Origin of the sequence: Vibrio sp. zbq_1, assembly GCF_043102935.1 — a bacterium.
GTDB lineage: Bacteria > Pseudomonadota > Gammaproteobacteria > Enterobacterales > Vibrionaceae > Vibrio > Vibrio parahaemolyticus.
The window spans coordinates 163668-178093 of record NZ_JBICJH010000009.1; the positions used below are offsets into that span (position 1 = coordinate 163668).

The 14426-nt window shown below is 46.8% G+C and carries 14 protein-coding genes; 10 read left to right on the plus strand and 4 right to left on the minus strand.

The genetic code is table 11. From position 1 onward, the window contains the following. Positions 1 to 32: 32 nt before the first annotated feature. The 6 genes from vcrG (at position 33) to ACF8CV_RS06940 (ending at position 6066) form a co-directional block, all read left to right on the plus strand. Positions 33 to 317, plus strand: a complete 285-nt coding sequence (gene vcrG / locus ACF8CV_RS06915) for an LcrG family type III secretion system chaperone VcrG (RefSeq protein WP_005464408.1) — start codon at positions 33 to 35, stop codon at positions 315 to 317. 4 nt (positions 318 to 321) lie between these two features. Then, positions 322 to 2145, plus strand: coding sequence for a type III secretion system needle tip protein VcrV (gene vcrV / locus ACF8CV_RS06920; protein WP_138937524.1), 1824 nt, complete (start codon positions 322 to 324; stop codon positions 2143 to 2145). 12 nt (positions 2146 to 2157) lie between these two features. Beyond that, the gene (gene vcrH / locus ACF8CV_RS06925) at positions 2158 to 2646 is read left to right on the plus strand and encodes a SycD/LcrH family type III secretion system chaperone VcrH (protein ID WP_138937525.1); all 489 of its coding nucleotides are present in this window, start codon (positions 2158 to 2160) and stop codon (positions 2644 to 2646) included. Between the two features lie 3 nt (positions 2647 to 2649). Beyond that, positions 2650 to 3849: a type III secretion system translocon subunit VopB gene (vopB, locus tag ACF8CV_RS06930; RefSeq protein WP_005464635.1), complete on the plus strand. Its 1200-nt coding sequence runs from the start codon at positions 2650 to 2652 to the stop codon at positions 3847 to 3849. Between the two features lie 11 nt (positions 3850 to 3860). Next, positions 3861 to 4865 carry a type III secretion system translocon subunit VopD gene (gene vopD, locus ACF8CV_RS06935; protein WP_138937526.1) on the plus strand — a complete coding sequence of 335 codons (1005 nt, stop codon included), beginning with the start codon at positions 3861 to 3863 and terminating at the stop codon, positions 4863 to 4865. 229 nt (positions 4866 to 5094) lie between these two features. Further along, positions 5095 to 6066, plus strand: coding sequence for a TAXI family TRAP transporter solute-binding subunit (locus tag ACF8CV_RS06940; protein WP_021448581.1), 972 nt, complete (start codon positions 5095 to 5097; stop codon positions 6064 to 6066). Between the two features lie 127 nt (positions 6067 to 6193). Here the strand turns inward: ACF8CV_RS06940 and ACF8CV_RS06945 are convergent, their stop codons facing one another. The 4 genes from ACF8CV_RS06945 to ACF8CV_RS06960 form a co-directional block, all read right to left on the minus strand. Beyond that, the gene (locus ACF8CV_RS06945; RefSeq protein WP_025578969.1) at positions 6194 to 6964 is read right to left on the minus strand and encodes a sulfite exporter TauE/SafE family protein; all 771 of its coding nucleotides are present in this window, start codon (positions 6962 to 6964) and stop codon (positions 6194 to 6196) included. 268 nt (positions 6965 to 7232) lie between these two features. Continuing rightward, a complete protein-coding gene (locus ACF8CV_RS06950; protein WP_005464542.1) occupies positions 7233 to 8759 on the minus strand; it encodes a tripartite tricarboxylate transporter permease in 1527 nt (508 codons plus the stop codon). Between the two features lie 19 nt (positions 8760 to 8778). Next, positions 8779 to 9273 carry a tripartite tricarboxylate transporter TctB family protein gene (locus tag ACF8CV_RS06955; RefSeq protein WP_015296786.1) on the minus strand — a complete coding sequence of 165 codons (495 nt, stop codon included), beginning with the start codon at positions 9271 to 9273 and terminating at the stop codon, positions 8779 to 8781. Between the two features lie 241 nt (positions 9274 to 9514). Continuing rightward, a complete protein-coding gene (locus ACF8CV_RS06960; RefSeq protein ID WP_025611049.1) occupies positions 9515 to 10486 on the minus strand; it encodes a tripartite tricarboxylate transporter substrate binding protein in 972 nt (323 codons plus the stop codon). A gap of 267 nt (positions 10487 to 10753) precedes the next feature. Here ACF8CV_RS06960 and ACF8CV_RS06965 point away from each other — a divergent pair, with 267 nt between their 5' ends. The 4 genes from ACF8CV_RS06965 (at position 10754) to prpC (ending at position 14313) form a co-directional block, all read left to right on the plus strand. Then, the gene (locus tag ACF8CV_RS06965) at positions 10754 to 11152 is read left to right on the plus strand and encodes a GFA family protein (RefSeq protein WP_005477765.1); all 399 of its coding nucleotides are present in this window, start codon (positions 10754 to 10756) and stop codon (positions 11150 to 11152) included. Positions 11153 to 11416: 264 nt separating this feature from the next. After that, complete coding sequence (locus ACF8CV_RS06970; RefSeq protein WP_005464619.1) at positions 11417 to 12130, plus strand: GntR family transcriptional regulator; 714 nt, start codon at positions 11417 to 11419, stop codon at positions 12128 to 12130. Positions 12131 to 12142: 12 nt separating this feature from the next. Further along, positions 12143 to 13039: a methylisocitrate lyase gene (gene prpB, locus ACF8CV_RS06975; RefSeq protein WP_005464610.1), complete on the plus strand. Its 897-nt coding sequence runs from the start codon at positions 12143 to 12145 to the stop codon at positions 13037 to 13039. Positions 13040 to 13170: 131 nt separating this feature from the next. Beyond that, positions 13171 to 14313 carry a 2-methylcitrate synthase gene (prpC, locus tag ACF8CV_RS06980; RefSeq protein ID WP_005500536.1) on the plus strand — a complete coding sequence of 381 codons (1143 nt, stop codon included), beginning with the start codon at positions 13171 to 13173 and terminating at the stop codon, positions 14311 to 14313. Positions 14314 to 14426: the final 113 nt, after the last annotated feature.

Consider the following 14426-nt stretch of genomic DNA (forward strand, 5'->3'; position numbering starts at 1 on the left):
ATGAGAAGACACGCTTTAAGATAGGAATCAATATGAAGCAACCCTTTACCCAAGCTATTGAAAATGCAGAGTTAGCCATTCGAAATGCGGATGAAAGAAATGACATTTTTAGTGAGCTATTAGAAGGACTCGGTGTTGGCCCCGTAGCAGGAGAAGTTCTGCTTGGCGGTTTAAACGCCTCGCCGAAGTTAATGCAACACGCAGAGCAAGAACTCATCGAAGAAGTTCAGCGCCGCAGGCAGCAACAGCATCAGTTGCAAGGCGTGCAGGGTAAAAGACGAAAGCGACCAACCATGATGCGCGGTATGGTGATCTAGAGGTTTGGATATGACGAATATGACAACAACGGGCTCAGCAACTGGTGCGGCAACCGCCGCCGCAAGCAGTACGCCACTGCCAACGTTTGGACAAAGCCTAACAGAGCAATTGACCCCAATTTTAGGTGATGCGGAAACTCAGCAGCTTGCTTCACTGATCGCGCATTTGCCAACAATTAAAGGTCAAACTGACGAACAGAGCATCGCACTTTACGTCGATACGCTGACTCAATTGAAAGAGAAAAACAGCGCATTTTCGGGTGCTGCGCTCAGCGAAAGCGCATCTATTTGGATGAGGTCGCTACAGGGCGCGAGTTCAAACGGTGAAGTGGACGCCGCCGAACTTGCGACGCAGATGAACAATGCATTGGCAAGTCAGTTCCAAACTTGGTTTGCCGACCAGCTTACGGACAAAGTGGATTCGTCATTGCCGACTCAGTTTGTGAGTCAATTTCAGCTTGGAACCGAAAGCACGCAAGCGCAGCAGATTGCAAAGTTAAGCGCTGAAGAGCTGAAATCAGCGACTGGGGATATTGCCTCATTTGTTGATGATTTGGCGCGTCAAATGAGTTCTAGCGTGGTTCGTGAGAGCGCATCTTCGTTCCTTCGTAATGCGTTTGCTCATTTGCCATCGATGAATCTGGCACAGCTCCAAGCATCTGATTTTCTGCTAACCGAAGCGAATTTTGTTACGAACGTCTCGACGCAATTGCAGAACGCTTTTAACCAGATAGGTATCACTTTAACTAAAGATGACGCGGACCAATTAGCGAAAAGAATTACGTGGACGCCAGGCATTTCTAAACAGCAGCTTAGCGAAGTGTTAAGCGAAATGGCGACGCAAGTGAAAGGTCAGTTTACTGCGGCTTACGGTGAAACCGCTGGGACTGAAAATTTACGAAAAGCGTTAGATGCCATCATCAAAAGCTCGGATTCTTTGACGCTTTCAAGCTTGTTTGCGAATTTTGCAGTAAGTCTTATTCACACCGAAATCGATGCTTTTTACAACGATAAAGCGATTGCCGATATCCAAAAAACGCAAATCTCTGCGTATCAGGTTGAGCTGATAAAAAACAATACGGAACGAGACATCCGTTTCCAGTTTGAAAAAATGCTGAAGGGTGAGTCGACAGGCGCCTCGTTTATCGAACGTTACGAAACATTACGCAAGAACTTAGGTGCGTTGAAAGATCGTCTACTCAACATCACCGAGCAAGAGAAAAAGGATCTTGAGGTTCGAGCTGAACACTCTTTGACGGCTCGCGATTTGTTGGCTGTCGTTGAATCTAGTATTGGTGACCGTTTTGATGAACAAGTGCTGTTTGCATTAAACGAGCGTCGCGTAAATCGCTTAGAAAAACGTAACGAGCAAAAGGAAGCACTGCAAGATTTAACCGTGCAACTAAAAATCTTTGGTGTTGTTCAGTCGAAAATTCACTCTACGCAGAGTGTCGATGGTACTTACAAACCGGATGACAATGCTTTTAGTGCGAGCGACTTCAACTACAACTCTGTTACCGATTTTCAGAACTCGCCTGAGTATAAATACCTCACCGACAATGGCATTACTACACACACGGATTTTCTGAAAAAGCAGGGTGTAACGGTAGCTGACGGCGCGAGTTTTAAAGACGAAGAAAAAACCAAGAAACTGTCCAACTTTTCCAGTTCGGTCAGCGACAAATCCAAACTACTCAACGACGAAGTTCAAATCAAAACGACAGAGCTAAACGATATCAGCTCGCAATACAATTCGACCGTTGAAGCGATGAACAAGTTTGTTCAGAAGTACCACAGTATTTTACAAGAAATCCTACGAGCCATTTAAGGATAACCAACCATGACTAAAACAAACGCGACCGATCCATCTCAAATGCAAGCAGAAGAGCTGCTGTCTTTTCTGGAAGAGGGAGGCACGCTGAAAATGTTGCACGATGTATCGGCAGATACCATCGAACACATTTACGCGGTCGGCTACAACTTCTTCCAATCAGGAAAGATTGGACAAGCCGCCAAAGTTTTCCAACTGCTTAGCATGCTGGATCATTATCAGGCGCGATTTTTCATTGGCCTTGGTGCTGCTCGTCAGGAACTGGGTGAGTATCTGCAGGCGATTGATGCCTACAGCTACGCAGCGCTCGTGGACATTAACGATCCACGCCCACCTTTTCACTCTGCAGAATGTCACCTGAAATTGGAACAACTGACGGAAGCAGAGAGTGGGTTTTACAGCGCGAAGGAGATGTCTGCCGGTAAATCACAATATGCAGACTTGCATCAACGTGCAGGCATCATGTTAGAAGCGGTGAGAAACAAAAGGAGTAATTAGACTATGAGTTCTATTGCACTTGACCGCACTCAGACGCAGGTTTACATCCCTGAGTCTGGCCAAACTACGTTAGAGAACGTACAGAAAACGGCGTCTACTGCGACGCCTTCTGTAACGGTTGAAAACGTAAAGAGTAGAGATGCTGACACTCTGAACACAGGAAGAGTGAAAGTTCAGCTAGATGCCCCAAATGCAGCCGTGAGCGATAAAGTGACAGACTTGACGCTAAAAGCCATGGCTCAGCTGCAAAAGATCGTCGATACCATCGCAAAAGCGCTACATGCTGTTGCTGATCAGACGGGTTCGATCGCAGTTAAAATCATCGCAGGTTCTGCGGACGATTTTGAAGTGGAGCTTGCGGCGATTACAGACAAACTGAAAAGTGCTCAGAACGAGCTGAAAATTCAGGAAGTGAAAGTCGCAAAAGCCAAACATGAACAAGAAATGGCAGAGAACCAAGAGAAAATCAAGGAATCAGAAGCCGCTGCGAAAGAGGCTCAGAAATCGGGCTTAGCGGCGAAGATCTTTGGTTGGATCAGCGCGGTTGTCTCCATTGTGGTAGGTGCCATCATGGTTGCCACTGGCGTTGGCGCGGCAGCTGGCGCGCTTATGATCGCTGGTGGCGTCATGGGTGCAGTAAGCATGGCACTGCAAGAACCAGCCGTTCAAGACGCGCTAAAAGAAGCGGGTGTGAATGTCGATGTGTTGAACAAAGTGGTGATGGCATTAGAAATTGCTGTCGCTGTCATCGGTGCAATCGTGACCTTTGGTGGCGCGGCGGCTGGTGGTATCGCGAAACTTGCCGCGAAAAGTGCCAGCAAAATTGCGCAGAAAGTGACAGATATTGCCACTAAAGCTGCAGCCAATATGGCAAAAGTTGCGGACATGGGTTCTAAAGCTGCGACAACCACAGCCAAAGCGATTCGCTACGGCGCTGAAACGGTCGACCTTACGGTTAACATAGGTAAGGGCGCAACGGACAGCGTTCACGCTGCCAACAATGCGAACGTCACGGAAATACAAGCCGATATCACGGATCTCCGCGCCAAAATGACGTTGAGCCAGGCAGTCATCGACAAGCTAAAAGAAGAAATTGGCAAGTTGATGGAAGATTTCCAAGAGCTGATGAGCATCATCATGCAAATGATTCAAGCGAAAAGTGAAACCATGCAAACGGTGTTAAGCCGTCCTGCAACGGTTTAAGGAGCGGAAGTATGTTGGATAAAATTGGTGGAACGGGTCGCGGTGAACTGTATGGTTTGGGCGACACTATCAAAACAACCAAAGCAGAAAAAACACCAGAGACCAAATTGGAAGCGGGTGCAGTAAAAAGCAACGGTGAGTCAAACGTTTCTGGTGCAGGTCGCTATCAATTAGATGGGCCGAAAGCTCCTGCGATCAGCAATCAAGCACAAGTGGTTGCGAACCTGATGGGTGAGCTTGCACCAACGATTGATCTACTGATGAGCACTACCGCGAAAGTGCTGAACGGTGAAGAAGTGATCAAATCACCTTCGGACGCGGTTTCTCAATCGCTGTCTTTGTTGACGCTGCTTTACCAAGTGTCGAAGCTAAGCCGTGAACAGCAAGTGCTTCAACGTGAAATTGCGGTTGAAGCCAACGTTGCGAGTTTGCAAAGCCAAGCGGCAGAGCTGAACAACTCTGCTAGCGCGATGATCGCGATGGCGGTTGTCTCTGGTGTGTTAGCGGGTGCTACAGCAATTATCGGTGCGCTTGGTTCTTTCAAAGCGGGTAAAGAAATTAAGACCGAGATGGTAAGCAACAACGTGCTGAAAACGCAGAAGGCGGGCTTCGATCAAGTAGAAGAGTTGATGAACAACGGTAACTTGTCAAAAACTCAACAAGATCAAGTAAAACGCGCACATTCGCTAGCGAAAGACAGCATTGCAGATACCACGGCTCAATTGACTAGCGGCGGTCGCAAGTTCGATAAACTGATGAGCTCAAACCAAGCGAAGAACGCGATTCTTCAAGCTCTTGGACAGATGGCAAACTCAGCATCGAACGTTGAACAAACTAAAGCGCAAGCTCGCAGCAAGGACGATGAAGTGCAAGCGACGCGTGCTCAAGCAGCGAAGCAAAAAGCAGATGAGAACATCGGCTTCCAAGAAGGGTTGCTTAAAGAGTTGCGTGAGCTGTTCCGTTCTATCTCTGATAGTCAGAACCAAGCGTGGCGCGCATCTATCCCGACAGTGTAATTGCGGTTTCATTTTAGTACTGACAAAGCGTTGTTTATACAACGCTTTTTTTTGTATTTAAAAGGATAGAATAAAAAACACTCTTTATATATCAGATTATTATGTGGTTTTGTAAATCATTCTCGAATCGGGTGTGAGAAGCAAAGTTCAAGGATGAGAACTCAATCGTTATCAAATTGTTAACGATTGCTATACTTACACCGTCATAAACAAAGGAAAAGGACGTTCAATGTTTAAGTTTAAGCACATCGCGCTAGCTGCGTCACTTGCAGCGTTGACTGCCGGCTATTCAGTTGCCGCCGAAGAGACTTTCGTCACCATAGGTACTGGTGGTGTCACAGGTGTTTACTATCCCACGGGTGGGGCTATCTGTCGCTTGGTAAATAAATCTCGAGCAGAGCACGGCATTCGTTGTTCGGTCGAAAGTACGGGCGGTTCGATATACAACATCAACACCATTCGCGCAGGCGAGTTAGATTTAGGTATTGCGCAATCAGATTGGCAATATCACGCGTATAACGGCACCAGCCAGTTTGCTGAAAATGGTCCGTTTAAAGAGCTGCGCGCGGTATTTTCTGTTCACCCAGAACCGTTTACGGTGGTTGCTCGTCAAGATTCAAATATCAAAACGTTTGATGACTTAAAAGGTAAAAGAGTCAACATTGGTAATCCTGGCTCTGGTCAGCGAGGCACTATGGAAGTGTTGATGAAGGAATATGGTTGGAGCAACGATGACTTCAAACTGGTTTCGGAATTGAAAGCGGCAGAACAATCGAAAGCACTTTGTGATAATAAAATTGACGCAATGGTTTACACCGTTGGTCACCCAAGTGGTGCGATTAAAGAAGCAACCACTTCGTGCGACAGTAACATCGTGACAGTCGCTGGCCCCAAAGTGGATAAGCTTATCGCCGACAACAGTTTTTACCGCGTTGCTACCGTGCCTGGCGGCATGTATCGCGGCTCGGATAATGATGTGATGACATTCGGTGTTGGTGCGACGTTTGTTTCATCTACTGCCGTGCCTGAAGATGTGGTGTATAACGTCGTGAAGGCCGTGTTTGAAAACTTCGATGATTTCCGTCGTCTTCATCCCGCGTTTGCGAATTTGAAGAAAGAAGAAATGGTGAAAGATGGTTTGTCTGCGCCACTTCATCCCGGTGCGCTTAAATACTACAAAGAAGTTGGGTTGATTAAGTAAGTGGTACTCCGTCTTAAAACGGTTTTCTAAACTCACTTTTTCACGTTATTTAATAAACTTCTTTTTAGAAACCTTTATTGAGAGCCGCAAAAGCGCCATTAAGTTGATGGCGCTTTTTCTGTTTGGGTTAGGCGTAAACGTCAATAAAAAAGTAAATGGTGATGATAATCGAAGAGAGAGCGACAAAACCTTTAACGTGGCTCGGATTAAGCTGGCGAGACACACGCGCGGCGAGGTAGCCGCCAACTAATGTCCCGACCATTACCACGCTGCCTTTACTCCAATCGATAGAGCCGTTCGCAACAAAAATGACGATAGCGATGAGAGAGACACACGTTGAAACCAGAAGTTTAAGCCCATTCATCAAGTTGATGTCTTGATGGCCCGCCACAACGAGGTAACTCAGAACAATCACACCTAATCCGGCATTAAAAAATCCGCCGTATGCTGAAACGCCCACCAACAACAAACTCAATGCGATTAAGCCTAACACGCCCGCGTGTTTATGTTCTTTGGTGATGGATTTGATGATCATTGTTAACCGAGAACCTGTAAGAAACAGCACCGTAGCAAACAAAAGTAGCCAAGGAATGGCTTCCAAAAACAGTGATTCTGGCGTGTTGAGAAGAAGATACGCGCCAACTGCGCCACCGACTAAGCTGAACGAGATGGTGAATAGCAGTTCTTGCTTGTTCTTCAAAATTTCTTCACGAAAACCCACGGCACCGCTTATGTATCCCGCGCATGCGGCGTAAGTGTTGGTGGCGTTAGCCATGATGGGCGGCACGCCAACCGCCATCAGGGCGGGGAAGGTGATAAAACTTCCGCCTCCTGCTATCGAATTCATGATTCCACCTACCACGCCTGCAGCAAACAACAGAGCCAATTCCAGCAGCATAAACAATCCTTGTTATGTTCTTATTGGTTATTAGAGTCTTAGATTTTGAGAACGCATGTTCTAACGTTTTTATGAGATTTACTTTACATGCTCCAAAACGAAATTGTTCAGTTCCGTTGTGGTTTTGATAACGTGAACCTCTTTCTAGCGAAATTTTTTTCTTCGCCGTGATATTAATTCATCATAGCTATATCAAAGAAAGATCGAAGAAAGAAAAAGCCACCGCGAGGGTGGCTTTTAGGGGCTATCAAGAAGGAGGAGTCGACGATTATTGCTCAACTTTTACAGGTTGCGCTTTAAGCTTTTGAAACAGCTTCACAAACAGCGGGCTACCCAGCACTAATACTGCCAGCACAGTAAACGTCAACGTAATCGGACGCTCCCACAAGAAGCTCAACTCACCGTCAGAAATCATCAACGCTCGGCGCAAGTTTTCTTCCATCAAGCCGCCGAGGATGAAGCCAAGCAGCAATGGTGCGAGCGGGAAGTTTGCCAGTCTAAGTGCAATGGCAGCCATCGCCACAAGTAGCATCACGAACACATCCATCGTATTGAACGAAACTAAGTACACACCTGTAATTGAGAAGAACAAAATCATCGGCAGAAGCACTGTTCTTGGAACGGCCAGTAGTTTCGAGATGTAAGGAATCAACGGCAAGTTAAGGATCACAAGCACGATGTTACCAAAGTACATTGAGATGATGACTGACCAGAAGACATCCGGGTGTTCAACGAACAGGCGAGGGCCAGGTTGAATGCCGTAGGCGATTAACGCGCCAAGCATAATAGCGGTGGTGCCTGAGCCTGGAATACCCAGCGTTAACAATGGAACGAATGAGCCACTTGATGCGGCATTGTTCGCTGATTCTGGCGCAACTAGACCACGAATGCTGCCTTTTCCGAACTCTTCTTTTTTCTCTTTTGGAGCCAAGTTGCGCTCTAAGCCGTAACTTAGGAATGCCGCGATTGTTGCGCCTGCGCCCGGAAGTACGCCAGTAAAGAAACCTAGGATAGAAGAGCGGATCGATACCGGAGCGACTTCTTTAATTTCCTCTTTGGTGACTTTCATCGAGCCTATGTTGCTCAATTTGTCTTGCTCTTCATCACGAGTATCGTTTGAAGGTTTGAGAATCCCCATTAAGGTTTCGCCCAAAGCAAACGTCGCCATTGCAAGAAGAAGGAAGCTAAAACCGTCCATCAAATCGGTTAAACCAAAGGTGAAACGCTCGACGCCAACGCCTTTATCGATACCGACTGTCGACAGCATCAAGCCAAGAATGGTCATCATCCACGCTTTAATGACCTGACCTTTACCAGCAAAAGCCGCAACGGCAGACAAGCCGAGCAACATCAATGCAAAGTAATCAGAAGATTGAAAACTTAACGACACGTTAGCCAAGGCTGGCGCAGCCACGAGCAGCATGATGGCCGAAAGTGTGCCGCCAGTAAAAGAGGAGTAAGCGGCTAATGCTAGCGCTTTACCCGCTTGACCTTTTTGCGCCATTGGGTAGCCGTCAAATGCGGTTACGACCGTTGAAGAACAACCCGGTGCGTTGATCAAAATTGAAGAGGTTGAACCACCAAATACTGCGCCGTAGTAAACACCCGCCATCAAGATGAGGCCTGATGAAGGCTCTAAACCATAAGTAATCGGGATCATCAACGCGATGGCCGAAATAGGGCCAAGACCCGGCAGCATGCCGATAAATGTGCCGACGAAGCAGCCAACAATCACCATCATGATATTCATTGGCATCACCGCGGTGGATAAACCTTGTAGAATTCCATCTAACATAATTCAGTCCTTTCTTTGGCTACCAGATGGTGAAAATCAAACCCGGTTCGAGATAGATATCCAAACCTTGAGTGAGCAATAAATAAAAGGCGATAACGAATGGGAAAGAGGCGCCAAACAAAACGGGTTTGCGTCTTTCTCCAAGCAGATAGAAACCCGCAAGCAAAAAGAAACCTGTCGCGAGTACAAAGCCCAAGTAGGTTAGGCCCAAGCCGTAAAGGGCCATCAGCACTAAGAACGAGATCAGTAGCTTCCAGTTGAAGGTTAAAACGGCGCCGCTCTTTTTGTCTGGTTGGCCAGTCACAAGAAGCAAGAGAGAAAGCCCGATGCCGATATAAGTCAGAATGGTTGGCAAGGTGCGCGCAGTAAACGGTTCATACTCATCGCCCGGAAACAGTGCGATTTGAGACGTTTGATAACCGTAGCAAAGGCAGAAGAGTAGGAAAATCATGGCGCCAACACGGTCGCGACAGAGTAGATATTCTTTGGTAAAAACGTTGGTTGAACGAGACATATTCAACTCCTAACAAGAATAAAAAAGACCGTATATGAACGTTAATGTGCAAAGTAATCCATTAACAAGTAAGCATTTCGCTGCTAGTCGATATGCTTAACAATCAATAAACAAAGGAGTGTGTATGCCGAGTGTCGACAATGTCCATATACGGTGAAACTTAGAGTGCAAATGCCGTTGGGGCGAATAGCAACTCAGGTTTTACGCTAAGTTGCTATCGGAGGGAGCCCCGGAATAACGGTTATTTCAGGAAGCCTAGCTCACGCATCAGGTCACCCATTTGCTTCTCTTGATCTTCAAGGAACGCGAAGAACGCTTTGTCCGCTTTGTAGTTGTCTATCCAACCATTGCGGTCACGAACGACTTGCCACTCGTCAGTGTTGTACATCTTAGTGAATGCGGCATTCCATTCGTCGATTTTCTTTTGGCTAACGCCCGGTGCAGCAAAGAATCCACGCCAGTTCGCAAATACCGTTTCGTTGCCGTATTCAGTTAAAGTCGGAATGTTCGGCGCGGCTTCTAAGCGTTTTGGCGCAGTGATAGCAAGTACTTTCACTTGGCCAGATTTGGACATTTCCAGTACTTCACCTAAACCTGTTGAAAGCAATTGAGTTTCGCCAGAAAGCAGGGCTGCCATTGCTTTGCCGCCCGCATCATAGCCAATGTAACGGACTTTACGCGCATCAAAGCCTTCGCCTTTAAATGCCGCCGCTATGACAAGGTGATCCATAGAGCCACGCGCTGAGCCACCAGCAATCTTCACTTTGCGAGGATCGGCTGCAAACGCTTTTACAGCATCTTCCCATGTGTTGTATGGCGAGTCCGCAGAGGCAACAATCGCGCCGTAATCTGCAACTGTTGCAGCAACAGGCGTTAGGTCACGGAAGGATTGAGGAAAAATACCGCTAAGAGAACGCACAACGATTGGTGTTGAGTTCACCATGAGCGTGTCTTCTTGGCGATCTGCCGTTTCAATTAAGTGAGCGATCGCTTTACCGCCGCCGCCACCTGATAGGTTTTGAAACGACACGTTTTCTACGATGTCTGATTTTACTAACACATCACCCGTACCACGGGCGGTCATATCCCAACCGCCGCCAGCGCCACCTGGGATCAAAAAGTGCATTTTTTCAATATCCGCAGCAAAAGCGTTGAATGAGAATGAAGCTGCGATGATTGAAGCGGCGAGCGTTGGTTTGATTACCTTTAACATGTTCACGTTCCTTATGTTGGCGACTCTATTTTTTGATGAGCCTTATTATTTTGCTCCGTCTTAATGCCGTGTATGCGTTAAGGCTGAACTTTGTGTAAAGGTTAATTAACTGTTAAATGTCTGTCTTTAAAACGGAGATAAAGAGAATATTGAGCATTGCGGCTATTTTGTTCATAAAGTTCACGACGAGAAACTGGGGATAGGTCACGCGGATTTGCTTATCGGTAGGCCATAATAGGGCGACAACAAATGAATAAGGAAAGAGGAATGAAAGGAACATGTTTGTGCGGTGCAATCGAAGTTATCGCAGAACCCAAGAATGAAGTGAGCTTGTGTCACTGCTCAATGTGTCGAAAATGGTCGAGTGGGGCACTTCATGCCGTGCATTGTGGCCCAGAAGTCACATTTAAAGGTGCAGAGCCAAAACGTTATCAGTCTTCAGACTGGGCAGTACGAGGTTTTTGCGGCGAGTGTGGGACGAACTTGTTTTACCATCTCTTGCCAACCAACGAATACATCCTTTCTGCTGGCTTATTCGATAATCCTGATTTTAAGTTGACGCTAGAAATCTTTACTGATGAAAAGCCGGGTTACTACGAGCTCAATCCTCACTCTAAAAAGATGACAGCACAGGAAGTCTACGACCAATTTGTGCCAAAAGAGTAGCGGTTCTCGATTTTTTGCTCAGCAATTATACGTCTTTCTTTAATTATCAATAGATTAGAGTGTTTGTAGTTGTCGACAATTGTGTCTTTCCATTACAAAAAACCTCTGTAAATCATTAAATCTTCCCAAATTAGTCCATTTCAAACTACGACCTTAGTCTAAATTGTCGACAATTTACTTGATTGTCGACACTTTGATCGTCTATTTTAAATTCAGGTTAAAAAATTGTAGACACTTTGATGTCGATTAAGTGAGTGCCTGAATATGAACTCTGAGTTGAAAGCTCGTTACAAAGTACTGGGTTCTGAGAAAGAACACACCAAGTCCGAAACGCTGACAGAAACATTGATCGAAGTGATCGTAAATGGTGATGTGGAACCGGGTAGCAAAATCTCGGAGCCTGAGCTAGCAAGGAAATACCAAGTCAGCCGTGGTCCGCTACGCGAAGCATTAATGCGTTTGGAAGGGCTTGGATTGATTGAGCGTATTCCTCATGTTGGTGCAAGAGTCACGACCTTCTCTCCAGCCAAGCTGATTGAACTGTATTCGGTGCGCGAAGCTCTGGAAGGCATGGCAGCACGACTTGCAGCACGACACATTACGCAAGAAGAGTTATTAAGCTTGGAAATGCTGTTGTCGACACATTCAAAGCACATTGATCAAGTGGAAGGCGCCTCTTACTTCCATCAGCATGGTGATTTTGATTTTCACTATCGCATCATCCAAGCAAGCCGAAACAGCAAGCTGATTTCTCTGTTGTGCGACGAGCTTTACCACTTGCTGCGCATGTACCGCTATCAGTCACCGCGCGCGCAATCTCGTCCAAATGAAGCGCTGACTGAACATAAATTCATTCTGGAAGCCATTCGCAATCGCGATGAAGAGCTTGCAGAAATGTTGATGAGACGACACATCTCAGGAAGTCGAAAGCTCATCCAATCGCAAATTATACATACAGAAAGTTTAGACAAAGACTAGAAGGAATTCGTCATGAGCTTAACACCGGGGGCGAAGTTCAGACTCGCCGTAGAACAAAATAATCCGCTGCAAATTGTCGGCACCATTAACCCGTACTGCGCCATGATGGCGAAGAACTTGGGGCATCAAGCGATTTACTTATCTGGCGGCGGTATTGCAAACGCCTCTTACGGATTGCCAGATTTGGGTATTACTACACTGAATGATGTGCTAGTCGATGTTGACCGCATTACCAATGCTTGTGATTTGCCTCTTTTGGTGGATATCGATACCGGTTTTGGCGGCGCATTCAACATCGCTCGCACCATTAAGCAAATGGAAAAGGCGGGTGCGGCAGCGGTGCACATGGAAGACCAAGTTGCACAAAAACGTTGTGGTCATCGCCCGAACAAAGCAATTGTGAGCCAGCAAGAGATGGTTGACCGCGTGAAAGCGGCGGTGGATGCGCGTAATGACGAAAGTTTCGTGATTATGGCACGCACAGATGCTCTTGCTGTGGAGGGCATGGACAGCGCGATTGAACGTGCCATTGCGTGTGTGGAAGCTGGCGCAGACATGATCTTCCCAGAAGCGATGAACAAGTTGGATCAATACCTCCAGTTCTCAAATGCGCTAGAGCAAGCGACCGGAAAGCACGTTCCTATTCTGGCCAACATTACTGAATTCGGCGCAACACCACTGTATGGCTGTGACGAATTAGCAAAAGCGAAAGTGGACATGGTGCTTTACCCATTAAGTGCGTTCCGTGCCATGAACAAAGCTGCAGAAACGGTTTACAAACACTTACTAGAAGTGGGCAATCAGGAAGCGCTGGTTGATTCGATGCAAACACGCAAAGAGTTGTATCAACACCTGAACTACCACGACTACGAAGACAAACTTGACCAGCTATTCTCTGAAGGGAAATAGCGGGGAAAAGAAAAGATAGACGGAAGCCCAAGAAAAGATAATCGGAATTTATCTAATCCAATAACGTGAAATTCGTCTGGCTAAAAACGCTCCGAAAGAGGGCAAAGCCAGACAGAAAAGGAGTTCAAACAATGCCTCAAACTGTAGCAAAGAAAGCAGAGTTAGGTGGCGCTGGCCTGCGTGGTCAAAGCGCTGGAAGCACAGCTTTATGTACTGTCGGTAAAACGGGGACCGGTCTGACTTATCGCGGTTACGATATTACTGACCTTGCCAATAATGCTCAATTTGAAGAAGTTGCACATCTTCTGTTACGCGGTCACTTGCCGAACCAACAAGAACTTGATGCGTACAAGACACACCTACTGAGCCTTCGCGGTTTGCCGACCGAGTTAAAGCAAGCTTTAGAACTGATCCCAGCAAGCGCGCACCCAATGGACGTCATGCGTACAGGTTGTTCTGTATTGGGTAACTTAGAGCAGGAAATGAGCTTTGATGAGCAACTGCAAGCAACAGAGCGCATGTTAGCCTTGTTCCCAGCCATCATCTGTTACTGGTACCGTTTTAGTCACGATGGCGTTCGTATCGACACAGAAGATCAAACCGAAGACTGCATCGGCGGTTATTTCTTGCGATTGCTTACAGATAAAGAGCCATCAGCGCTACACAAGCAAGTGATGCACTGTTCATTAATCCTTTACGCAGAGCATGAGTTTAACGCATCAACCTTCGCAGCACGCGTTTGTGCATCAACATTGTCAGACATTCATTCTTGTATCACGGCTGCAATCGGTACGCTTCGTGGCCCTCTTCACGGCGGTGCAAACGAAGCAGCGATGGAGATGATTGAAGACTGGCAGACGCCGGATGAAGCCGAAGCTAACATCATGCAAATGCTGGCGAATAAAGACAAGATCATGGGCTTTGGTCATGCGATTTATCGAGAAAGCGACCCTCGCAACGCACTGATCAAACGTTGGTCTGAGGAATTGTCGAAGCATGTGGGTGACACGCATTTATACGCAGTATCTGAGCGTGTTGAATCGGTGATGAAGCGTGAGAAAGGCTTGTTCTGTAATGCGGACTTCTTCCATGCATCGGCGTACCACTTTATGGACATTCCGACCAAACTGTTCACACCGATTTTCGTGATGAGCCGTTTAACTGGTTGGGCTGCACACGTGTACGAGCAACGCGCGAACAACCGCATTATTCGCCCAAGCGCAGATTACACAGGTCCAGATCATCAAGAGTGGGTGCCTATTGAGAATCGCTAGCGCGAAAGCCAGTCAAAGTCATTACATGCTTTGATTGGTTTATCTCCTCCTTCTTCTGTTTTCACTCTCTCTTGGCAGAAGAAGGAGGACTTCTCGTCACAAACATTACTAGA

Excerpts from the sequence above, each read along its gene's own strand:
- ACF8CV_RS06970 (WP_005464619.1), top strand. The coding sequence starts at position 11,417 with ATGAACTCTGAGTTGAAAGCTCGTTACAAAGTACTGGGTTCTGAGAAA.
- vopD (WP_138937526.1), top strand. The coding sequence starts at position 3,861 with ATGTTGGATAAAATTGGTGGAACGGGTCGCGGTGAACTGTATGGTTTG.
- ACF8CV_RS06940 (WP_021448581.1), top strand. The coding sequence starts at position 5,095 with ATGTTTAAGTTTAAGCACATCGCGCTAGCTGCGTCACTTGCAGCGTTG.
- prpC (WP_005500536.1), top strand. The coding sequence starts at position 13,171 with ATGCCTCAAACTGTAGCAAAGAAAGCAGAGTTAGGTGGCGCTGGCCTG.
- ACF8CV_RS06950 (WP_005464542.1), bottom strand. The coding sequence starts at position 8,759 with ATGTTAGATGGAATTCTACAAGGTTTATCCACCGCGGTGATGCCAATG.
- ACF8CV_RS06960 (WP_025611049.1), bottom strand. The coding sequence starts at position 10,486 with ATGTTAAAGGTAATCAAACCAACGCTCGCCGCTTCAATCATCGCAGCT.
- vcrH (WP_138937525.1), top strand. The coding sequence starts at position 2,158 with ATGACTAAAACAAACGCGACCGATCCATCTCAAATGCAAGCAGAAGAG.
- prpB (WP_005464610.1), top strand. The coding sequence starts at position 12,143 with ATGAGCTTAACACCGGGGGCGAAGTTCAGACTCGCCGTAGAACAAAAT.
- ACF8CV_RS06955 (WP_015296786.1), bottom strand. The coding sequence starts at position 9,273 with ATGTCTCGTTCAACCAACGTTTTTACCAAAGAATATCTACTCTGTCGC.
- ACF8CV_RS06945 (WP_025578969.1), bottom strand. The coding sequence starts at position 6,964 with ATGCTGCTGGAATTGGCTCTGTTGTTTGCTGCAGGCGTGGTAGGTGGA.
- vcrG (WP_005464408.1), top strand. The coding sequence starts at position 33 with ATGAAGCAACCCTTTACCCAAGCTATTGAAAATGCAGAGTTAGCCATT.
- vopB (WP_005464635.1), top strand. The coding sequence starts at position 2,650 with ATGAGTTCTATTGCACTTGACCGCACTCAGACGCAGGTTTACATCCCT.
- ACF8CV_RS06965 (WP_005477765.1), top strand. The coding sequence starts at position 10,754 with ATGAAAGGAACATGTTTGTGCGGTGCAATCGAAGTTATCGCAGAACCC.